Here is a 21,429-nt window from a genome sequence, read left to right as displayed (position 1 = left end):
GGCGGTGGCGCCGTCGGCGGTGCCGACCTTCCCGCTGATGCTGGCGGCCGACAAGGCGAGCTACCGGGTCGGCGAGCCGCTGGTGATCGCGGTGACCTCGGTGGCGCCGTGCCATCTGACGGTGGTGTCGGCGAATTCGAACGGTCAGGTGCGGCAGCTGTTCCCGACGGCGCTGATGCCGAACCCGCTGGTTCAGCCGGGCCAGACGCTGTTCGTGTCGGGCGGCGGGGCGCCGCAGACGGTGGTGGCGACCGGCCCGGCGCTGGAGACGGTGACGGCGCTGTGCACCAGCGACCCGCGTCCGATCACGCCGGTGAAGACCGCCGGCGAGCCCTTCGCCGAGGCCGACAAGGCCGCGCTCGACCGCGACCTCGCCGTCGTCCCGACCAAGCCCGCCCCCCAGCTCGGCCTCGCCCGCATCACCGTCCAGGTCACCCCGTGACCAAGGTCACCCGGTGATCCAGGTCACCCCGTGACCCACGCACCGCCGGAGCGGTGACCGGCCATCCGGTCGCCCTGCACCTGGGACCCGATGCAGGCCTTTCGCGCCCCTGACCGGGGTGCGGGGCCGGCCCCCCGGCCGAAAGTCCGGAGCGGGGCCGCAGGATCCAAGACCACGCCGAGGCCGGTGACGGACACGTCGCCGGCCTCGCTTCGCCGCTTCCGTCATCGCACGAACCTTGAGGTGGAGTATGTTCCGCGCCGTCTCCGTCCTTGCCGTCCTGCTGGCCATCGGCCTCCCCGCCGCTTCCGCTGCGGCCGCCGAATCGGAGGCCGCGCAACTCTGCGACGCCCGCGCGGGGCGCACGGGCGATCCCGACCTGCCGGCCGGGACGCGGGGTCTGTTGATGGCCGACATGGACGGCGCGGCGGCCCTGGAGGCCTGCGCCGAAGCGGTCCGCACCGCGCCAGGCAACCGCCGGCTGATCCACCAGCTCGGCCGCGCTCACCACAAGCTCGGCCAGTTCGGCCCGGCGCTGGCCCATTTCCGGGTGGCCGGCGCCTTCGGCTCGGCGGCGGCGCTGACCTCGATCGGCTACATGGTCGAAAACGGCCAAGGCGTCGCCCCGAACCCGAAGCGGGCGCGCCAGCTCTATCGCCTGGCCGCCAAGCGCGGCGACGCGACCGCCTGGAACAATCTCGGCGTCATCTATCGCGACGGCGAGGGTGTCCGGCGCAACGACCGCAAGGCGGCCCGCTTCTTCCGGAAGGGGGCTGCGCTGGGCTCGCCTCAGGCCATGAACAGCCTCGGCGCGCTGCTCGAAGAGGGCGGCAAGGGTGTCCGTCGCGACGCGCGCGCCGCCATCGCCCTCTATCGCCGGGCCGCCGAGCAGGGCGAGCCGGTCGCCATGCTCAATCTCGGCGACGCCTACACATCCGGCACCGGCGGCCTCGCGATCGACCTCGCCACGGCTCGCGCCTGGTACGAGAAGGCGGCGGCCGCCGGCGATGCCGAAGCCAAGGACCGTCTGGCGAAGCTCGACGCCGGCAAATAGGCGGATTGGGGAAGCCGATCGTGCCCGCCGGCGCGCCGCAGCGGTGGGAATCCTGCCGGTCTGCCTTCGGCCGCCGACGGCCCTTGCCCGGGCGTCCGTCGACGGTCAGCCGTCGGCCGCCCGCTCCAGCGCGGCAATGTCGATCTTGACCATCTCCATCATCGCCGCCATCGCGCGGCCGGCGCGGGCCGGATCGGGATCGGCGATCAGGCGCGGCAGCGCGGCCGGGATGATCTGCCAGGGCACGCCCCAGCGGTCGCGCAGCCAGCCGCACTGCTCCTCGCGGCCGCCGTCGGCCAGGAGCGCGTCCCACAGACGGTCGACCTCGGCCTGGTCGGCGCAGTCGACATAGATCGAGGCGGCGTAGCTGTAGGGCATGGCCGTGCCGCCGTTGAGCGCCAGATGGCGCCGTCCGGCCAGGGTGAATTCGACCAGCAGGACCGAACCGGCCGGCCCCGACGGACCGTCGATCGGATTGCGGTGGATCGCGTCGATCTGCGAATCGGCGAACAGCGAGACGTAGAGGCGGGCCGCCGTCTCGGCGTCGCGCTCGTACCAGAGGCAGGTGGCGATCTTGCTCATGAGGGTCCTCCCGGGATGACAGGGTATCCGGGGACAAGGACGCTGCGCATCCCGGACATCCGACAGATCCCGGTCGAATTCTCGAGCGGTCGGCCTCAAGGACGGCGCCTTTCGCGAAGATCCGCGGCCGGCGTCGCCTTCGGCGGCCATGCCGATGCTGTGCCTTTCGTCACACCGCCGGCGCTGTACACATTCTAGGGTGACGTTCTGTTAAGGTTCGGCCCGTCTGCGGGTTGCGCCCGGGCGGGGCCTTGGTCGCCCGCTCAGCCGGTCGGCACGAAGGCGTGCCGACCGGCTGAGCGGGAGGCAAGGCACGGGAGGCGGACGGCGCCGGGACCGCGGATCGGTCCGGGGCCGGCGGCCGAGAGCGCGATGAGGTGCCGGCGCAAGCCGGAGGCCGCAAGGGACTGAGTAGGGATCGCCGATGGCTACGATCACGGGTGACTTCACGTCGCAGACCCTCAACGGCACGACGTCTGACGACCTGATCGAAGGCCTCGGCGGCAACGACACCCTGAACGGCCTCGGCGGCAACGACACGCTCGACGGCGGCACCGGCTCCGATTCCATGGTCGGCAGCACCGGCGACGACACCTATGTGGTCGACGATGTCGGCGATATCGTCAAGGAACTGACCGGCGAGGGCACCGATACCGTCCAGAGTTCGATCGACTACACGCTCGGCAACTTCGTCGAGAATCTGGTCCTGACCGGTTTCAACGGCATCGACGGCACCGGCAACACGCTCGACAACGCGATCACCGGCAACAGCGGCGGCAACAGCCTCTCCGGCGGCGACGGCAACGACACGCTCGACGGCGGCTCCGGCATCGACACGCTGGTCGGCGGTCTCGGCGACGACACCTTCGTGGTCGACGATGCCAGCGATTCGGTGGTCGAATCCTCCGGCCAGGGCACCGACACGGTGCAGAGTTCGGTCACCTGGACGCTCGCTGCGAATTTCGAAAACCTGACGCTCACCGGCTCGGGCGACATCAACGGCTTCGGCAATTCGGTCGGCAACGTCATCGCCGGCAACAGCGGCAACAACAGCATCGACGGCGGTACCGGCGCCGACACCATGTCGGGCGGCGACGGCGACGACACCTTCGTGGTCGACGATGTCGGCGACGTGGTCAGCGAGAATGCGAACGAGGGCACCGACACGGTGCAGAGCTCGATCGACTACACGCTGACCGCCAATGTCGAGAACCTCGTCCTGACCGGCAACGCCGACCTGGACGGTACCGGCAACGGTCTCGCCAACACCATCACCGGCAATTCCGGCGCCAACAGCCTGGCGGGCGCCGGCGGCAACGACACCCTGATCGGCGACGGCGGCATCGACACGCTCGACGGCGGTGCCGGCGTCGACAGTATGGAGGGCGGCACCGGCGACGACCTCTACATCGTCGACGACACCAACGACCTGGCGGTCGAGACCGACGGCACGACCACGGGCGGCGTCGACACGGTCGAAGCCTCCGCGTCCTTCACGCTCGGCTCCTATATCGAGCATCTGGTCCTGACCGGAACCGGCAACATCAGCGGCACCGGCAACGATCTCGACAACACGATCACCGGCAATTCCGGCAACAACACGATCGACGGCGGCACCGGCGCCGACACCATGTCGGGCGGCACCGGCGACGATACCTATTATGTCGACACCAATATCGACGTCATCATCGAGGATTCGACCGCCAACGGCGGCACCGACACGGTCTATTCGGGCGACAGCTACACGCTCGGCGACTATCTCGAAGACCTGGTCCTGACCGGGACGCTGGCCTCGACCGGAACCGGCAACGCGCTCGACAACGAGATCACCGGCAACGACAGCGCCAACACGCTGATCGGCGCGGCCGGCGACGACACGCTCGACGGCGGCGCCGGCATCGACCGGCTCGACGGCGGCGACGGCAACGACACCTATTATGTCGACAGCGCCTCCGACGTGATCATCGAAGGTTCGGGCACCGAAAGCGGGACCGACACGGTCTACGCGGCGGTCAGCTACACGCTTGCCAGCAATCTCGAAAACCTGACGCTGACCGGTACGGCCACCAACGGCACCGGCAACGGTTCGGACAACATCATCACCGGCAACGGCCTCGCCAACAGCCTGTCGGGTGCGGACGGCGACGACACGCTGCTCGGCGGCGACGGCAATGACACGCTGGACGGCGGCTACGGCGGCGACAGCATGGACGGCGGCGCCGGCGACGACTTCTACTATGTCAGCAGCTCCGGCGACGTGGTCGTTGATTCGAGCGGCACCGACACGGTCTCGAGCGTGGTCAGTTTCCAGCTCGGCAGCGGCATCGAGAACCTGATCCTGACCGGATCCTCCTCGCTGACCGGCCTCGGCAACGATCTCGCCAACACCATCACGGGCAATTCGGGCGCCAATTCCCTGTCTGGCGCCGGCGGCAACGATACGCTTCTGGGTGGCGACGGCTCCGACATCCTCGACGGCGGCACCGGCGACGACAGTCTGGTGGGCGGCATCGGCGACGACATCTTCTACGTCGACAGCGCCTCCGACACGGTCGTCGAGAATGCCAGCGAGGGCACCGACACCGTCAACGCCTCGTTCAGCTACACGCTCTCCGCCAATCTGGAGAACCTGACCCTCACCGGGACCGGGGACATCAACGGCACCGGCAACGGCTCCAAGAACGTCATCACCGGCAATGACGGCGCCAATTCCCTCTCCGGCGCCGACGGCAACGATACCCTCGACGGCGGCGCCGGCAACGATACGCTCGACGGCGGCACCGGCAACGATTCCATGTCCGGCGGCCTCGGCAACGACATCTATATCGTCGATTCGACCTCCGACACGGTGACCGAGGACTCCAACCAGGGCGGCACCGACACCGTCTTCTCGACGGTCACCTTCGAGACCGGTACCAATGTCGAGAACCTGACCTTGCTGGGCGCGGCGGCGATCGACGGCTTCGGCAACAGCCTCGCCAACACGATCATGGGCAATTCGGCCGCCAACTCGATCGAGGGCGGCGGCGGCAACGACACGATCGACGGCGGCAACGGCAACAACACCATCGACGGCGGCACCGGCGCCGACCAGATGAGCGGCGGCACCGGCGACGACCTCTATTATGTCGACAATGTCGGCGACACGGTCACCGATTCCGGCGGCACCGACACGGTGATCAGCTCGGTCTCGTTCTCGGCCGGGATCGGCGTCGAGATCATCACGCTGACCGGCTCGTCCCAGATCAACGCCACCGGCAACGTCCTCGCCAACACCATCACGGGCAATACCGGGGCGAACTCGCTCTCCGGCGGCGACGGCAACGATACGCTCGACGGCGGCAACGGCAACGACACGCTCGATGGCGGCACCGGCGACGACAGCCTGGTCGGTGGCCTCGGCAACGACACCTATTTCGTCGACAGCCTGACCGACATCGTCGTCGAGGCCGCCGGCGGCGGCACCGACACGGTCTACACCACCGTCGATATCGGCTCGATCGCCAATGTCGAGAACATCGTCCTGATCGGGACCGGCAACTTCAACCTGACCGGCGATGAACTCGCCAACCGGCTGACCGGCAACGACGGCAACAACAGCCTGGCCGGCGCGGGCGGCAACGACACCCTGCTCGGCGGCGGCGGCAACGACACGCTCGACGGCGGCACCGGCAACGATTCCATGTCCGGCGGCATTGGCGACGATGTCTATGTCGTCGACAGCGCGCAGGATCTGGTCGTCGAGGACACCACCGTCCAGGGCGGCACGGACCGCGTCGAGGCCTCGATCGACTATGTGCTCGGAAGCTATGTCGAGAACCTGACCCTGACCGGGACCGGCGACCTGAAGGGTGCCGGCAACGCGCTCGCCAACGTCATCACCGGCAACGGCGGCAACAACTCCCTCACCGGTGCCGACGGCAACGACACTCTGAACGGCAACGGCGGCAACGACACGCTCGATGGCGGCACCGGCGTCGATTCCATGACCGGCGGCATCGGCGACGACACCTATGTGGTCGACAATGCCGGCGACGTGGTGGTGGAAGCGGCGGGCGGCGGCACCGATACGGTCAAGAGCTCGGTCGCCTACACGCTCGGCGCCCAGATCGAAAATCTGGTTCTGACCGGCGGCTCCAACGTCAACGGCACCGGCAACGCGCTCGCCAACACTATCACCGGCAACAGCGGCAACAATTCGCTCGCCGGCGGCGACGGCAGCGACACGCTCGACGGCGGCGGCGGCAACGACACGCTCGACGGCGGCGTCGGTGCCGACAGCATGGCCGGCGGCAATGGCAACGACACCTATATCGTCGACGATTTCGCCGACCAGATCGTCGAGAATGCCAGCGAGGGCACCGATACGGTCCAGGCGGGCCTCAGCTACACGCTTGCCGCCAACCTGGAGAATCTGGTCCTGACCGGGACCGGGAATTTCACCGGCACCGGCAACGATGCCGGCAACGTCATGACCGGCAATACCGGCAACAACGCGCTCGACGGCGGTCTCGGCAACGACACTCTGTCGGGCGGTGCCGGCAACGACACGCTGACCGGCGGGACCGGCAACGACCTGATGAGCGGCGGGACCGGCAACGACACCTATTTCGTCGATTCGCTCAGCGACGTGGTGACCGAGGATTCCACCGGGCAGGGCGGCACCGACACCGTCAACAGCTCGGTCTCCTGGACGCTCGGCAGCTACGTCGAGAATCTGGTGCTGACCGGCGCCGGCGCGATCAACGGCATCGGCAACGATCTCGCCAACGCGATCACCGGCAACGACGCGGACAATTCCCTGAATGGCGGCGCCGGCAACGACACCATCACGGCCAATGGCGGCAACGACACGATCGACGGCGGCACCGGTGCCGACAGCATGGCCGGCGGCGCCGGCGACGATCGCTACGTGGTCGACAATGTCGGCGACACCGTCACGGAAGCGGCCGGCGGCGGCACCGACACCGTGACCAGTTCGGTCACCTTCACGCTCGGCGCCAATGTCGAGAACCTGACGCTTTCAGGATCGGCCGCCATCAATGGCACCGGCAATACGCTGGCCAACCTGCTGACCGGCAATTCCGGCGCCAATTCGCTCTCCGGCGGCGACGGCAACGATACGATCGTCGGCGGCACCGGCAACGACACGATGGTCGGCGGGACCGGCAACGACACCTATTACGTCGATGCGACCGGCGACGTGGTGACGGAGGCCTCCAACGCCGGCACCGACATCATCTATGCCTCGGTCGCCTACACGCTCGCCGCCAATGTCGAGACCCTGATCCTGACCGGCAGCGGCGCGGTCAGTGCGACCGGCAATGCCAGCAACAACGCGCTGACCGGCAACGATTCCGCCAACAAGCTGTCCGGCCTCGCCGGCAACGACACGCTGACCGGCAATGGCGGCAACGACACGCTGGACGGCGGCACCGGCAATGACAGCATGGTCGGCGGCATCGGCGACGACACCTATGTGGTCGATGCCAGCGGCGACGTGGTCCAGGAGGGCGCCGACGCCGGCACCGACACGGTGCAGAGTTCGGTCGCCTTCACGCTCGCGGCCAATGTCGAGAACCTGGTGCTGACCGGGTCGTCCTCGATCTCGGGCACCGGCAACGACTCCGACAACAAGCTGACCGGCAACAGCGGCAAGAACACGCTGACCGGCGGTGCCGGCAACGACACGCTGGACGGCGGCGCCGGCAACGACAGCATGGTCGGCGGCACCGGCAACGACACCTATTACGTCGACAACAAGAAGGACAAGCTGACCGAGGATTCCACCCAGGCCGGCGGCATCGACACGGTCATCAGCACGATCAGCTGGACGCTCGGCTCGCTGTTCGAGAACCTGACGCTGACCGGCTCGAGCAACCTGACCGGCACCGGCAACAATCTCGACAACGTCATCACCGGCAATACCGGCGCCAACACGCTGACCGGCGCGGACGGCAACGACACGCTCCTCGGCAATGGCGGCAATGACAGCCTCGCCGGCGGCAACGGCAACGACAGCCTGGATGGCGGCGCCGGCAAGGACACCATGGTCGGCGGCGCCGGTGACGACATCTACGTGGTCGATTCGACCACCGACGTGGTCACCGAGGCGGCCGGCCAGGGCACCGACACGATACAGGCCTCCGTCACCTTCACGCTCGGCACCAATGTCGAAAACCTGATCCTGACCGGCACCGGCGCGATCAACGGCTTCGGCAACACGGTCGCCAACGTGATCACCGGCAACGGCGGCAACAATTCGCTCTCCGGCGGCGCCGGCGACGACACGCTGTCGGGCGGCGGCGGCGCCGACACCCTCGACGGCGGCACCGGCAACGACAGCATGACCGGCGGGCTCGGCAACGATGTCTACGTGGTCGACGCGGCCGGCGACGTGGTCGTCGAGGATGCCGGCACGGGCACCGGCATCGACACCGTCAACGCCTCGGTCACCTACACGCTCGGCGACAATGTCGAGAACCTCGTCCTGACCGGCACCGCCGCGATCAACGGCACCGGCAACGAACTCGACAACACCATCACGGGCAATTCGGGCGCCAACCAGCTCGACGGCCAGGACGGCGACGACGTGCTCTCGGGCGGCGCCGGCAACGACACGCTGACCGGCGGGTTCGGCAACGACGAGCTCGACGGCGGCACCGGCACCGACAGCATGGCGGGCGGCGACGGCGACGACCATTATGTGGTCGATGCGACCGGCGACGTGGTCACCGAACTGGCCGGCGAGGGCATCGACAGCGTCGAGGCGACCGTCAGCTACACGCTCTCGGCCCATGTCGAGAACCTGTCGCTCGAAGGCACGGCCGCGATCAACGGCACTGGCAACGACCTCGACAACACCCTCACGGGCAATTCCGGCGCCAATGTACTGACCGGCCTCGACGGCCACGACCAGCTTTACGGCGAGGACGGCAACGACACGCTCGACGGCGGCGCCGGCAACGACACGCTGGAGGGCGGCCTCGGCGTCGACAGCCTGTCGGGCGGCGACGGCGACGACGTCTATGTGATCGACAATGTCGGCGACGTGGTCTCCGAGACCGGCACCGGCACCGACGAGGTGCGCAGCTCGGTCACCTTCACGCTCGGCGCCAATATCGAAAACCTGACCCTGATCGGCGTGCAGGCAATCGACGGCACCGGCAACGGCCTCGACAACATCATCCTCGGCAACACGGCCTCCAACAGCCTGGTGGGCGGCGACGGCAACGACACCCTGTCGGGCGGTCTCGGCGACGACAGCCTGACCGGCGGCACCGGCGACGACACCTTCGTGTTCGTCGAGGGCGGCGGGGCCGACCAGGTCTCCGACTTCACGGTCGGCGAGGACATGATCGACCTGTCGGCCTACGCCACCGACTATGCCAGCCTGACCTTCGTCGACCAGGGCAGCGACACGTTGGTGCAGATGCCCAACGGCGACACGGTGCTGCTGGTCGGCGTCGCCGATCCGAACGACCTGCAGGCGGGTTCGTTCCTGTTCTGAGGGGTGCGGCGCAGGAGGCGGCGGTCCTTGCGCCCGCCGCAGGAAGGCGCGCAACGCTGTCCGGCGGCAAAGACGGGCCCGGCCGGCCCCGCCATCGGCCTTTCCTGCCGCCCGCCGACGCGCGTTTCTAAGCTGTTGAATCGACGCGGGTCCGGACGGCGGCCGGCTTCCGCTCGGCTGCGAAAGGCACTAGTCTCGCGCCCCCAACCGCAAGTGAGACCCGTCCATGAGCCGCCTCGTCTTCGTCCTCAACGGCCCGAACCTGAACCTGCTCGGCAAGCGCCAGCCGCATATCTACGGCTACGAGACGCTCGCCGATATCGAGGCCGAATGCCGGCGCGTCGGGACCGAACTGGGCCTGGACATCCGCTTCCACCAGTCCAACGCCGAGCACCAGATCATCGACTGGATCCACGAGGCGCGCGAGATCGCCGCCGGCATCGTGATCAACCCGGCCGCCTATACGCACACCTCGGTCGCCATCCTGGACGCCTTGTCGACCTGCGAATTCCCGGTCATCGAGGTGCATATCTCCAACGTGCACAAGCGGGAATCCTTCCGCCACCATTCCTATGTCTCGCTCGTCGCCTCCGGGGTGATCGCCGGCTTCGGCACCCAGGGCTATCCGCTCGCGCTGCAGCGGCTGGCGAAGCTGACCGCCGACAAGGCGTGATCGCGGCGGTTTCGAGCCGCGGCGGATGCGGCCCGTCCGTTGAGAATGCCTTCACCCGAATCGGGTGAGGCTCGGGGACGGGCCGGAGCCGGGACGACCATGGCGGACACTTCCTTTCGAGCCGAGCGCAATGCGCGGTCGCGCGCGCGGCTGGAGCGCAGCCTGCCGGAGCTGTTTCCGCCGGCTGTGCTCGCCTTCGCGATGGCGCGTCCCTTCGTGCCGCCGACGCCGCGCCTGATGATGGAGACCTATTGGCGCCACCATCCGCTGCGCGCGGATGCGCTGGCCCGTGCTTTGGCGCGGCGGTCCGGGACTCCGGACGGCTGGCACTGGGAACTGACGGACGCGATGAGCTTCCGCCTGCCGCCCGCGCCCTGGCGCGCCGAGGTGATGGCCGGCGAGCCCGGCCGCTGCTGCGTCTGTGGCCAGCCGGTGTTCCGGCTCGGCTGGCACCGCGATCTGTGGCGGGATGGCCGGCCGAACCGGACCGCGCGCTGGCATTCCGCCTGCGTCGCCGCCTGGAAGCTTTGGACCCAGCCGGTCACGGGGCTCGCCGCGCTGAAGAAGCGCCAAGGCCGGCGCTGCGCCCTGTCGGGCAAACGGCTCCTGAAGACGGCCGAGGTCGACCACCGCGTGCCGCTGTTCCAGGTCTGGCGCGACCATCGAGAGTTGCCCTGGCCGGACCTGCTCGGCTACTGGGGCACCCCCAACCTCCAGGTCGTCAACCGCACCGCCCATGTCGACAAGTCCGGCCGCGAAGCCGCCGAACGCGCCGCCCGCCGGGCGTTGCCGGCCTTCGCTGCGGAGGACCTGCAATCCGCCTGCCCGGACCCCGGCTTCCCGGCGCAGGGCCACGCGCCGTAATTCAGCCTGCCGTCGGATCTTTCGCAAACAATTCCGGAAATCGATGGTCTTGTGCCGGCCGCAACCGTGAGAGCTCCTGGGAGCCGGGGCGGGAATACCATCTCGCAACGCATCCCCGGCCGGGGCGGAGCGGGGAGCCGGGACCCACTCTGCCGGAGGCAAGCCGCAAGTCTTTGTTTTTTCTTATGATCTTGACGCCGCTGGCGGGCGAGTGGGCCCCGGATTGGCGGCCCTTCGGGCCTTGTCCGGGGATGCGACCGAGGGATCGGCCGGGAGATGGGTTGGGAGCCCTCGCATGTGGGAAGGTCTGCGCCATCCCGCAGCGCATTCCCGGCCGCAGCGAAGCGGAGCGCCGGGACCCACTCTGCTGGAGGCAAGCCGCAAGTCTTTGTGTTTTCTCATGATCTTGACGCCGTTGGCGGGCGAGTGGGCCCCGGATCGGCGGCCCTTCGGGCCTTGTCCGGGGATGCGGCGCGGAGATCGATGAGAACCCCGTGTCCGGGAAATGGTGCACCATCTCTCAACGCATTCCCGGCCGGAGCGGAGCGGAGAGCCGGGACCCACTCTGCTGGAAACGTTTCACAAGTCTTTGATTCTAAAAATAATATTGACGCCGCGTGCAGGCGAGTAGGCCCCGGATCGGCGGCCCTTCGGGCCTTGTCCGGGGATGCGGCTCGGAGATCGATGAGGACCCCGTGTCCGGGAAATGGTGCACCATTTCTCAACGCATTCCCGGCCGGAGCGGAGCGGAGAGCCGGGACCCACTCCGCTGGAAACGTGTCACAAGTCTTTGATTCTAAAAATAATCTTGGCGCCGCGTGCGGGCGAGTAGGCCCCGGATCGGCGGCCTTCAGGCCTTGTCCGGGGATGCGGCTCGGAGATCGATGAGGACCCCGTGTCCGGGAAATGGTGCACCATCTCGCAACGCATTCCCGGCCGGAGCGCAGCGGAGAGCCGGGACCCACTCTGCTGGAAACGTATCACAAGTCTTTGATTCTAAAAATAATCTTGACGCCGTGGGTAGGCGAGTAGGCCCCGGATCGGCGGCCCTTACGGGCCTTGTCCGGGGATGCGGCTCGGAGGTCGGGGGACCTTCGAGAAATCAGTATGGTGGGAGCCGTGTCGCGCTCCCGCGACACCGGTCCCGCATCGATCGCCGGCGCAGGCGATCACGCCGCCAGGGCGAGACTGTCGCGGGCGGCGGCGAGGAGTTCGAAGGAGCGGCGGCGGGCGGCGTGGTCGAAGATCTGGCCGGTGGCGATGATCTCGTCGGCCTGGGTCTCCGCGACGATCGCGGCGAGGCGCTGGCGCACGCGGTCCGGGCCGCCGACGACCGAATAGGCGAGCCACTGGTCGAGCGCGTGGCGTTCCATCGGGGACAGGCGCTCCGGCAGGGTCGGATCCGGGGCCGGCAGGCGGCCCGGCATGCCGCGGCGCAGGTTGAGCACGGCCTGCTGCTGCGAGGTGAACAGCAATTCGGCCGCCGCATCGGTCTCGGCCGCCACTGCGCCGATCGCCACGATGGCATGCGGCCGCGGCCAGCGTTCGGAGGGTTCGTAGCGGCTGCGATAGATGTACAGCGCCTCGTGCAGCTGCGCCGGGGCGAAATGCGATGCGAAGGCGAAGGGCAGCCCGAGCATGGCGGCGAGTTGCGCGCCGAACAGGCTCGATCCGAGAATGAAGACCGGCACGCGCAGGCCTTCGCCGGGAACGGCCCGCAGCTTCTGCCCCGGCTGGGACGGCTCGAACAGGCGGATCAGCTCGATCACGTCCTGCGGGAAATGCTCGGCGGCGGCGTGCAGGTCGCGGCGCAGGGCCTGGGCGGTCGTCGGGTCGGTGCCGGGCGCGCGGCCGAGGCCGAGATCGATCCGGCCCGGAAATAGGCTCGCCAGAGTGCCGAACTGTTCGGCGACGACCAGCGGCGCGTGGTTCGGCAGCATGATGCCGCCCGAGCCGACGCGGATCGTGCGCGTCGCGGCCGCGACCCGGCCGATTACGACGGCGGTCGCCGCACTGGCGATGCCGGTCATGTTGTGATGCTCGGCGAGCCAATAGCGGTGATAGCCGAGCTGTTCGGCCAGAATGGCCAGATCGACCGTGTTGGCGAGCGCCGTCGCCGGGTCGGCGCCTTCGGGAACGGGGGAGAGATCGAGCACCGAAACGGGAACCATCGGGCCTGCCTTGTCGCTGAGGGTTCTTCTCCATATAGGCGCGACCGCGCGGTCTTGCGACCGGCGCTCGGCGCGAGGCAGACCGTCGGGATGCGCGCAGGGGTCCGCCCGGTCGGGCCCGCGTCAGCGCAATGCGCCGGCGACGAGGTCGCGGCCGATATCCCGGAAGGCGATGCGCGAGGCCGGATCGGCGTAGAACATGTGTCCGCCCGCGAGGACGCGCAGCTGCAGGCGGTCGCCGACGCCGGGCACCGCGATCTGATCCATCGCGAAGCGAGAGGCCATGTAGGGCGTGACCAGATCGGCCGAGCCATGCACCACGACGGTGCTGAGCGTCGGGTCGGCGGCGAGCATCTCGCCGAGCGCGGCCGAGGATTGCGGTGGCGACAGCGAGCGGCCCCATTCCCAGGCCCGGTTGACGCCGTTCGACAGCAGCTCGTAGCGGCGTTTCGGCGCCCAGTCGAGCTTGCCGGCATAGAGTTCGCGCGCGGCGGACGTGAACGGCGCCTTGAGAGCGTCGAGCACCGGATCGAGCGCGCCGTGGCTCTCGCCGAACGGGTTCGGATCGAGGCCGACCGCGGCGGCATCGTAGGGGCTGCCGAACCGGCCGCCGCGCCGGTCGACATGGTTCAGGAACACGTTCAGCGGCAGGCGCCCGCCATATTGGGCGACGAGCGCAGGATCGAGCCCGGTCCAGGCGGCGACGCGCTCGACGATCCGCCCGCGCGCGGCCTCGTCGCGCGGGCCGCGGGCGAGGTCGGTGAGATGGTCGCTGGCCGCGATCCGCTCGATCTCCGCGATCGGCGGGCCGGCAAGGGCGGGATCGAGCCGGCGCGCGGCGGCGACCATGGACGGCAGCAGGGCGGCCTCCGCCTGGATGTTGCGACTGTCGCGCAGGCGGAAGTCGAGCACCGGCGAGACCAGGACGAGGCCCTTCAGGCCGATGCCGTGATCGGTGGCGAGCGCCCGGGCGACCAGCGGCCCGCGGAAGCCGCCGTAGCTTTCGCCGACGAAGACCTTCGGCGACAGTTCGCGGCGGTTGTCCTCGGTCCAGCGGCGGATGATCGCGGCCAGGAAGTCGATGTCGCCGTCGACCGAATAGGCGCGCCGGCGCATGTCGTCGCCGGTACCGACCAGGCGGCTGTAGCCGGTGCCGGCGGGGTCGATCAAGACGAGGTCCGTGAAGGCGAGCCAGGTCTCCGCATTCTCGACCAGGCGCGGCGGCGTCGAGGGCGGCGAGGCCGCGCCGTCGAGGACAAGGCGCCAGGGGCCGAGCGCGCCGAGCTGGAGCCAGGCCGACGAGGCGCCGGGGCCGCCATTGACCACGAAGGCGACCGGGCGGCGGGCCGGATCGGCACCGTCGAGGCGGTAGCTGGTCAGCACGAAGTCGGCGATCGGCGTGCCGCCGTCGTCATGAAGCCGGGTGGCGCCGGCGGTGGCCGTGAAGGCGAGCTCGCCGTCGGGCAGTTTCAGCCGGTGGCGGGTGACGCTCGGCGGCGGCAGTTCGGATGGATTGTCGGGGGAGGGCCGGACGGCCGTCCGGGCGGGCGGCGAGGCGGTGTCCGATTGGGCGAGGGCTCCCGGGGTGGCCGGGACGGCGAGGATCGATGCGGCGAGCAGCAGGGCGGTCAGGCTATGGCGCATCAGGAGACTCCGGTCTGTACCGATTCTGCCGGGCCGATTGCGGCCCGACCGAGGCCGGCGGCGGGATGGCGAGGCGCGGGAGCCCTCCCGGCGATACCGATATCGAGATTGTGAGCCGGCTTAAGAGATCGAAAGCCGGATCACCGCGGTGCTTTCGCTCCGGCCAGATGGTGCAGGACGATACCGCTGGTGGTGGCGACGTTGAGACTGTCGAAGCCGCCGGCCATCGGAATGCGGATGCCGCGGCAGCGCGCGATCGTGGCGGCGGGCAGGCCGGGGCCTTCGGTGCCGAACAGCAGGGCGGCGCGTGGCAGATCAGGCAGGTCGGCCAGCGTTTCGGCGCCCGAGGGCGTCAGGGCGAGGGGCTCCAGCCCGGCCGCGCGCACGAGGTCGACGGGATCGCGGTCGGCTTCGAGGCGCGCGAAGGGCACCAGCAGGGCCGCGCCGACCGAGACCCGGATCGCCTTGCGATAGAGCGGATCGCACGAGGCATGGTCGATCAGCACCGCATCGGCGCCGAAGGCGGCGGCGTTGCGCAGGATGCCGCCCATATTGTCGTGATTGGCGATGCCGACCAGCACCAGGACCCGCGCCCGCCCCGCCGGCAGCCGCGCCAGGAGGTCGTCCGGCGTCGGCGCCGCGAGCCGCCGGCCGAGCGCCAGGATGCCACGATGCAGCGGGAAGCCGACGATCCGATCGATCACCGCGCGCGGGGCGACATGGACCGGCACGTCCTGCGGCAGCGCGTCCAGGACGGCGGCCAGCGCATCGACGCGGCTGTCGAGCAGCAGGAGCGCGGTCGGCCGGCACAGGGGCGAGCGGACCAGGACATTCAGCACCACCTCGCCCTCGGCGACGAAGAGCTGGTCGCGCCGGACGAGATCGCGCTCGCGGATTTCGCGGAAGGCGGCGATGCGCGGATCGTCGGGATCGTCGATCGGAATCAGGGGCGGCACGGACCCTCCAGTTTCGCTGCGTCAGGCTGGCAGGAAGATTACGGCTCGCGTCGGCGCGGTGACAGGGGTGATGGACGAGGATCGTTCCCGGGTCCGGTTCGTCATGCGGTCGAGGACCCGTCACGGTGCCCGGACCGGTCGAGCCCCCGCCGCCGGTCCGGCGCCACCGCGACCGTCATGGTCGCAGGCCGGACGATGGCCTGCCCGGCCCCGATCACCACAGCCAGGCGAACAGCGAAGCGGTCAGCTCGGCGCCGACGGTGATCAGGGCGGCGGTCCAGACGATCGCCAGCACGGCCAGCACGAGGCCGGCGATCACCGCGAGGCCGTCGCGGATGATCAGGCCGAGGGCCACCGCCATCAGGGCGAAGGCCGGCACGAAATTGCCGAGCGGGATCGGCAGCGTGATGGTCGCGCCCATCAGCAGCACCGGCACCGCCAGCAGGCTGCGGGCGCCGAAGCCGGTCAGCTGCGGCCAGCGGCGCGGCTTCAGGAAGGCTTCGACCCAGGCCAGCTTCGGGATGATCCGGACCAGCATGGCCTTGAGCGGCGCGGCCGGAATGTGGCGCCGCCGCATGAAGTCCGGCAGCCAGAGCCGCCGGGCGCCGACGAGAAGCTGAAGGGCGACGAAGCCGATCACGACGCCCAGGACCATGCCGATCGGCCCGGGGATCGGGATCAGCACGATGACGGTCAGGATCAGCAGGAAGAAGCCGAAGCCGGCGTGACCGAGCCGGTCGACCAATTCGCCGAGCCCGATCGTCTCGGCATTCAGGCTTTCGGCCAGGCCATGCAACCGACGCGATGCCGGCAGGGCGGCGAGATCGGGCGGGGAGGGGTGCGCGCCGTCCTGTTCCGTCATCTGCGCACAAGAACCCCGTTCTTCCCTTCGTCGCCCGGCCGGCGGCGGGTCCCGCAAAGTCCGTCGTTGGCGCCGACCGGTTCGGATGGTGTCCGGCGGCCTGCGCGGCCCCGGGACCGGCGGCCCGGCGTCGCCCGGACAGGCGCAATTCCCGGAGCCGCGATGGTCCGTAGATCGGGTTCGGCCGACGAAATTCAAGGGATGGAAGATCTGCGGATGCCGGCCAGTATCACCCGGAAATGGCGCCGCGGATGCCGGGATGCGGCAAGGCCGGGTCCGTTCCGGCCGATTGCATGTCCTCCGGGCTTGTCCGAATGTCGGCGCGATCTCGCCGGGCCGGGAGGCGCCGTTGTTCTATCTCGCGTTGAAATTCCTGCATGTGATCGGCGCCTGCGTGCTGCTCGGCACCGGGGCCGGCATCGCCTTCTTCATGCTCGCCGCGCATCGCACCGGTGAGGTGGCGACGATCGCCGGCGTGGCCCGGATCGTCGTGGTCGCCGATTTCCTGTTCACGGCGACCGCCGTGGTTCTGCAGCCGCTGACCGGTCTCGGCCTCGTCCATATCCTCGGCCTGTCGCTCGGCGACGGCTGGATCGCGCTGGCGCTGCTGCTCTATCTGGTCACCGGGGCCTTGTGGCTGCCAGTGGTCGCCATGCAGATGAAGATGCGCGATCTGGCGGCCGCGGCCCTCGCCACCGGCAGCGTCCTGCCGCCGCTCTACCATCGCCTGTTCGCCTGGTGGTTCGCCTTCGGCTTTCCGGCCTTCGCGGCCGTGATGGCGATCCTGGCGCTGATGATCGCCCGGCCGGCAATCCCCGGCTGGGACTGACACGCATGCCCGGCGCGCGCATGCCCGTCAGGCCCGTTCGGGCTTGCGGCGGGGCGTGCGGGGCGGCGCCTTGGGCGCGGGCGGCGGCGGGGCGATGCCGGCGCGCGGCGCGGTCCGGTCCGGATACCAAAGCCGGAAGTCCTCGGCGTAGCGGCTGCGCGCGATCTCGACCAGGGCGGGATCGGCGAAGAGCAGCGGCACGTCCGAACGGTCGCGACGCCGGACGTTGGATTGCGGCAGTGGGTCGAGCGTGACGCCGCTGCGCGCACGGACCTCGCCGATCACCACCGTCCAGTCCTCGGCCAGCCGCTCGTAGCGGCCGACGAAATCCGGCACCGCGCGCCCGCCTTCGACCAGCATGGCGGCCTGGGCGCGGACATGCAGGTCGGCCCGCCGGTCGGGCACGGTCGCGGCATGGCGCAGGAAGGCTCCGAAATCCATTCCGGCCGCAAAGCCGTTGGCGGCCAGCGCCGGCAGCACGCTGCGCGGCCGGTCGATCATGTCGCACCAGCAGGAGACCAGCCGGTCGAACGGATCGCGCACGAAGGAGAAGACGAAGACATCCGGGTGGCGCGCCTTCAGCTCCGCCGCGCTCAGGATCGCGGCATCCTCCGTGCCGGTCTGCCAGAAGGCGTCGGTGTTGGGCGGCATCTCCCGGCCTTCCGGGGTGCGGCGGACATGGCGGGCGAGCAGCGTCCGGATCGACGTGTTGGCGACCTTGGGGATCCGCCCATAGGCGAGGCGCAACTGCGGCACGACCACGAAATGGCGCTCGGGTCGCGCCGCCAGTCCGGTCATTTCGGCGAGCCGCTGCATCCAGGTCACGATGGTCTCTTTCCTCCCGCGCCAGCGCCCGGCGATCGACGGGCCGGCTGCATGGCATCCGAACCTGCCGGGAAACTTTCAGATCCGGCCGCCGGCGGCAAGCCGGGCGGTAAGGCTGGAACCCGGCGGGTCGGTGCGGCAAAGCCTTCTCATCGCGGATGTGATGGATTAAGCAAGGGCATGACCCAGGATATCGATCGTCTTGATGCCATCGTGGCGATGGCCCCCGTCATTCCGGTCCTGCTCTTCGACGATCCGGAGAGCGCCGTGGAAATCGGCCGCGCGCTGGTCCGCGGCGGCCTGCCGGTGCTCGAAATCACCCTGCGCACGCCGGCCGCGCTCGATTGCCTGACGGCCTGCAAGGCGATCGAGGGCGCGGTGGTCGGCGCCGGTACGGTGCTCGACATCGACCAGCTGACCGCTGCAGTCGCCTGCGGGGCCGAGTTCCTGGTCTCGCCGGGCGCCTCGCCGAAGCTGATCCATGCCGCGGAAGGCTCGCCGGTGCCGCTGCTGCCCGGTGTCGCGACGGCCGGCGAGGCGATGACGCTGGCCGAGCACGGCTATCGCCGGATGAAATTCTTTCCGGCGGAGCCGGCCGGCGGCGCGGAGTACCTGAAAGCGCTGTCCTCGCCGCTGCCGCATCTCCGCTTCTGTCCGACCGGCGGCATCACGCTGGAGAAGGCGCCGAAATATCTCGCCCTGCCCAACGTGATGTGCGTCGGCGGCTCCTGGGTCGTCCCGGCCGACGCCGTCAAGGCGCGCGACTGGGCCCGGATCGAGACCCTGGCGCGCGAGGCGGCGGCGCTGGCGCGACCCTGATCTGGCATTTTCGCCCCGCCAAGGCCGATCCGACGCCCGTCCCCGTCTTGCAGATGTCGGTGGCCATCCCCACAGTTCTCCCGTGTTCAGGGAGGACCATGCGATGTTCGACGCCCGTAAGCTTCTCGATCAATTGGTCGGCCCCCAGGGCGGGGCGCTGGCCGACGATCTTCTGACCAAGGGGCGCGATCTGCTCGGCCAGGGTACCGACGCCATCGCCGGTCAGGCGAGCCAGGCCTTCGGCCAGGAGACCGTCGACAAGGCCCGTGACTATCTCTCCCGCAATGCGGAGCAACTGGGCATCGGCGCGGCGGCGGGCGGACTGCTCGGCGTATTGCTGGGCTCCGACACCGGCCGCAAGGTCGGCGGAACGGTTCTGCAAGCGGGCGCCCTGGCGGCCATCGGCGGTCTGGCCTGGAAGGCCTATAGCCAATGGCAGGCGAGCAAGGGCGGCCAGCCGGCCGCAACCGGCGAAGCGCCGCCGGCGATCGAGCATCCGGGTGGCGAACAGGGCGTGGCGACAGCACTGATCGTGGCCATGATCAGTGCCGCCAAGGCGGATGGCGTCGTCGATCCGAAGGAATATCGCACCATTCTCGGCAAGGCCTCGGAGGCCGGGCTCGATCTGGAAACCAATGCCTTCCTGGAAGCCGAGCTGTCGAGCCCGGTCGACATCGACAAGGTGGTGGCCGCGTCGACGTCGCCCCAGATGGCGGTCCAGCTTTATGCCGCGTCGGCGCTGGCGATCACGCCGGATCGCAATTCGGAAAAGGCCTATCTGACCGAACTGGCCAGCCGGCTGGGCCTGGAGCCCGGTCTCGTCGCCGAGGTCGAGGCCCGAATCGCGGCCGCCCGCGCGGCGGGCTGATCCGGGCGCCGTTCCGATCGCTCGGCGGCCCCGTTCAGAGCCGTTCGATCAGGTCGTGGACCGCGTCGCGCCAGATTTCCGCGTCGGGGCCTTCGTTCCAGAGTTCGGCCAGTTCCGAGCCCTCGGCGAGGGTCCGCGCGGCGGCCCTGCGGGCCTTGGCCAACAGTGCCGGCGGGGCTGCGCCCGCCGCCCCGAGCCACGCGGCGAGATCGTCCGAGACCTCCCTGCCGTCCCCGCGTCCGGCCATCAGCGCCAGGATCGCGCCGGCGGCCAGTCCGGCCTCGGCCTCCGGCGCCTCGAGATAGTCTTTCGCCGCCAGGACCTGGTCGAGCGCCTCTTCGATGCCGGCGAGGCCGCCGCCGTCGACGATCTCGTCGATCAGATCGAGCGCCGAATCGTTTTCGAATACGTTCGGTCCCCAGACGCCCATCCGACTCTCCCGCTCAAACGTTGTGGGACCACACTAGCCGACCTGGCTGCAAGCCGTATGACGGCGCAACCGCGGCACAGGAGGGCGCGGCGCGGACGTCAGGCCGGCCGCCACAGGCGGGCCAGATCGAAGCGGTGCACGTCGCCCAGGAGCTCGACCATGGTGCGGGCGGCATGGTCGAGCGAGGCCTCGCCCTTGGCGGCGGTCGCGATCGAGGCGTCGCCGACCGTGCCGTCCGGGTTCAGGTCCTGCGCCTTCCAGCCGAACTGGCTCAGGCCGTGGGCGCGCAGATGCTTGAATTCCTGCTCGAAATTCTCTTGGTTCGAGCGGAAGTCGCGCGCCTCGGCCATCTTCACCAGGTCGGGCCGCAGCGCGAGCATGATCGAGGTCTCGATCTCGCCGCCATGGATGCCGAAGCGGCGGTCCTTCTCGCCATAGAGCCCGTCCGGCTGGCCGAAGCGCGACCAGGCGGTGCCGACGACCAGCATGTCGTGACGCACCCGCAATTCGCGTGCGACGATGTCGATGATCGGCACGTTGCCGCCATGGCTGTTGATGATCACCAGCTTGCGGATCCCGGCCCGGGCGACGCTGTCGCCGATCTCCAGCCAGGCCTTGGTGACCGTCTCCCAGGTGAAGGTCAGCGTGCCGGGCAAGGAGATGTGCTCGTTCGACTTGCCGATCGCCTGGGTCGGCAGGAACAGGACCGGCAGGTCGGCCGGCAGGATCGCAAGCGTGCGCGCGACATGCCCCTCGTTGATCACCATGTCGGTCGCCACGGGCAGATGCGGCCCATGCTGCTCGATCGCCGCCACCGGCAGGACGGCGATCCAGTCGGCCACGTCGGGGGTGCGGAAGTCGAAGCTGGTCAGTTCGTGCCAGTAGCGCTTGGGGGGCATG

At 69.4% G+C, this 21,429-nt stretch carries 16 protein-coding genes; 8 read left to right on the top strand and 8 right to left on the bottom strand.

Features of this window, described 5'->3' with window-relative positions:
• Both KL771_RS26580 and KL771_RS26575 read left to right on the top strand, forming a co-directional pair.
• Window positions 1-442 (top strand): DUF4384 domain-containing protein (locus tag KL771_RS26580; RefSeq protein WP_261971540.1); only part of this gene is annotated, 442 nt, incomplete at its 5' end.
• Window positions 443-692: 250 nt separating this feature from the next.
• Window positions 693-1,496, top strand: coding sequence for a tetratricopeptide repeat protein (locus KL771_RS26575; protein ID WP_261971539.1), 804 nt, complete (start codon window positions 693-695; stop codon window positions 1,494-1,496).
• Window positions 1,497-1,601: 105 nt separating this feature from the next.
• Here KL771_RS26575 and KL771_RS26570 read toward each other — a convergent pair whose 3' ends face one another.
• Entirely contained in the window at window positions 1,602-2,078 is a 477-nt protein-coding gene (locus KL771_RS26570; protein WP_261971538.1) for a VOC family protein, read from the bottom strand.
• Between the two features lie 424 nt (window positions 2,079-2,502).
• On the opposite strand from KL771_RS26570, the gene KL771_RS26565 reads away from it, so the two are divergent.
• The 3 genes from KL771_RS26565 to KL771_RS26555 all read left to right on the top strand — a co-directional run bounded on the left by KL771_RS26565 (window position 2,503) and on the right by KL771_RS26555 (window position 11,125).
• The gene (locus KL771_RS26565) at window positions 2,503-9,588 is read left to right on the top strand and encodes a calcium-binding protein (protein ID WP_261971537.1); all 7,086 of its coding nucleotides are present in this window, start codon (window positions 2,503-2,505) and stop codon (window positions 9,586-9,588) included.
• Window positions 9,589-9,814: 226 nt separating this feature from the next.
• On the top strand, window positions 9,815-10,261 hold the full coding sequence (gene aroQ / locus KL771_RS26560) for a type II 3-dehydroquinate dehydratase (protein ID WP_261971536.1): 447 nt from the start codon (window positions 9,815-9,817) through the stop codon (window positions 10,259-10,261).
• A gap of 99 nt (window positions 10,262-10,360) precedes the next feature.
• A complete protein-coding gene (locus KL771_RS26555; RefSeq protein WP_261971535.1) occupies window positions 10,361-11,125 on the top strand; it encodes a hypothetical protein in 765 nt (254 codons plus the stop codon).
• Between the two features lie 1,169 nt (window positions 11,126-12,294).
• Here KL771_RS26555 and KL771_RS26550 read toward each other — a convergent pair.
• From KL771_RS26550 to KL771_RS26535, 4 genes are all read right to left on the bottom strand, one after another.
• Entirely contained in the window at window positions 12,295-13,296 is a 1,002-nt protein-coding gene (locus KL771_RS26550) for an LLM class flavin-dependent oxidoreductase (RefSeq protein WP_261971534.1), read from the bottom strand.
• Between the two features lie 123 nt (window positions 13,297-13,419).
• A complete protein-coding gene (locus KL771_RS26545) occupies window positions 13,420-14,940 on the bottom strand; it encodes a S10 family peptidase (RefSeq protein WP_261971533.1) in 1,521 nt (506 codons plus the stop codon).
• 140 nt (window positions 14,941-15,080) lie between these two features.
• Window positions 15,081-15,896, bottom strand: a complete 816-nt coding sequence (locus tag KL771_RS26540; protein WP_261971532.1) for a TrmH family RNA methyltransferase — start codon at window positions 15,894-15,896, stop codon at window positions 15,081-15,083.
• A 214-nt stretch (window positions 15,897-16,110) separates the two neighbouring features.
• On the bottom strand, window positions 16,111-16,758 hold the full coding sequence (locus KL771_RS26535; RefSeq protein WP_261971531.1) for an exopolysaccharide biosynthesis protein: 648 nt from the start codon (window positions 16,756-16,758) through the stop codon (window positions 16,111-16,113).
• Between the two features lie 349 nt (window positions 16,759-17,107).
• On the opposite strand from KL771_RS26535, the gene KL771_RS26530 reads away from it, so the two are divergent.
• Window positions 17,108-17,587, top strand: coding sequence for a DUF2269 family protein (locus tag KL771_RS26530; protein WP_261971530.1), 480 nt, complete (start codon window positions 17,108-17,110; stop codon window positions 17,585-17,587).
• A 27-nt stretch (window positions 17,588-17,614) separates the two neighbouring features.
• On the opposite strand, the gene KL771_RS26525 is transcribed toward KL771_RS26530, so the two are convergent.
• Window positions 17,615-18,403 carry a sulfotransferase family protein gene (locus KL771_RS26525; protein ID WP_261971545.1) on the bottom strand — a complete coding sequence of 263 codons (789 nt, stop codon included), beginning with the start codon at window positions 18,401-18,403 and terminating at the stop codon, window positions 17,615-17,617.
• A 189-nt stretch (window positions 18,404-18,592) separates the two neighbouring features.
• Between KL771_RS26525 and eda the strand changes: the two genes are divergently transcribed.
• Entirely contained in the window at window positions 18,593-19,231 is a 639-nt protein-coding gene (gene eda, locus KL771_RS26520; protein WP_261971529.1) for a bifunctional 4-hydroxy-2-oxoglutarate aldolase/2-dehydro-3-deoxy-phosphogluconate aldolase, read from the top strand.
• A gap of 103 nt (window positions 19,232-19,334) precedes the next feature.
• Window positions 19,335-20,099 carry a tellurite resistance TerB family protein gene (locus KL771_RS26515; protein WP_261971528.1) on the top strand — a complete coding sequence of 255 codons (765 nt, stop codon included), beginning with the start codon at window positions 19,335-19,337 and terminating at the stop codon, window positions 20,097-20,099.
• A 34-nt stretch (window positions 20,100-20,133) separates the two neighbouring features.
• On the opposite strand, the gene KL771_RS26510 is transcribed toward KL771_RS26515, so the two are convergent.
• Together KL771_RS26510 and KL771_RS26505 are read right to left on the bottom strand one after the other, a co-directional pair.
• Entirely contained in the window at window positions 20,134-20,529 is a 396-nt protein-coding gene (locus KL771_RS26510) for a DUF4259 domain-containing protein (RefSeq protein WP_261971527.1), read from the bottom strand.
• A gap of 98 nt (window positions 20,530-20,627) precedes the next feature.
• Window positions 20,628-21,428 (bottom strand): creatininase family protein, encoded by an 801-nt coding sequence (locus tag KL771_RS26505; RefSeq protein WP_261971526.1) that lies wholly within the window; start codon window positions 21,426-21,428, stop codon window positions 20,628-20,630.
• Window position 21,429 lies beyond the last annotated feature (1 nt).

Origin of the sequence: Prosthecodimorpha staleyi, assembly GCF_018729455.1 — a bacterium.
GTDB lineage: Bacteria > Pseudomonadota > Alphaproteobacteria > Rhizobiales > Ancalomicrobiaceae > Prosthecodimorpha > Prosthecodimorpha staleyi.
This window is presented reverse-complemented; position numbering and strand designations above follow the sequence as displayed.

Excerpts from the sequence above, each read along its gene's own strand:
- KL771_RS26575 (WP_261971539.1), top strand. The coding sequence starts at position 693 with ATGTTCCGCGCCGTCTCCGTCCTTGCCGTCCTGCTGGCCATCGGCCTC.
- KL771_RS26570 (WP_261971538.1), bottom strand. The coding sequence starts at position 2,078 with ATGAGCAAGATCGCCACCTGCCTCTGGTACGAGCGCGACGCCGAGACG.
- KL771_RS26565 (WP_261971537.1), top strand. The coding sequence starts at position 2,503 with ATGGCTACGATCACGGGTGACTTCACGTCGCAGACCCTCAACGGCACG.
- aroQ (WP_261971536.1), top strand. The coding sequence starts at position 9,815 with ATGAGCCGCCTCGTCTTCGTCCTCAACGGCCCGAACCTGAACCTGCTC.
- KL771_RS26555 (WP_261971535.1), top strand. The coding sequence starts at position 10,361 with ATGGCGGACACTTCCTTTCGAGCCGAGCGCAATGCGCGGTCGCGCGCG.
- KL771_RS26550 (WP_261971534.1), bottom strand. The coding sequence starts at position 13,296 with ATGGTTCCCGTTTCGGTGCTCGATCTCTCCCCCGTTCCCGAAGGCGCC.
- KL771_RS26545 (WP_261971533.1), bottom strand. The coding sequence starts at position 14,940 with ATGCGCCATAGCCTGACCGCCCTGCTGCTCGCCGCATCGATCCTCGCC.
- KL771_RS26535 (WP_261971531.1), bottom strand. The coding sequence starts at position 16,758 with ATGACGGAACAGGACGGCGCGCACCCCTCCCCGCCCGATCTCGCCGCC.
- KL771_RS26525 (WP_261971545.1), bottom strand. The coding sequence starts at position 18,403 with ATGCAGCGGCTCGCCGAAATGACCGGACTGGCGGCGCGACCCGAGCGC.
- eda (WP_261971529.1), top strand. The coding sequence starts at position 18,593 with ATGACCCAGGATATCGATCGTCTTGATGCCATCGTGGCGATGGCCCCC.
- KL771_RS26515 (WP_261971528.1), top strand. The coding sequence starts at position 19,335 with ATGTTCGACGCCCGTAAGCTTCTCGATCAATTGGTCGGCCCCCAGGGC.
- KL771_RS26510 (WP_261971527.1), bottom strand. The coding sequence starts at position 20,529 with ATGGGCGTCTGGGGACCGAACGTATTCGAAAACGATTCGGCGCTCGAT.
- KL771_RS26505 (WP_261971526.1), bottom strand. The coding sequence starts at position 21,428 with ATGCCCCCCAAGCGCTACTGGCACGAACTGACCAGCTTCGACTTCCGC.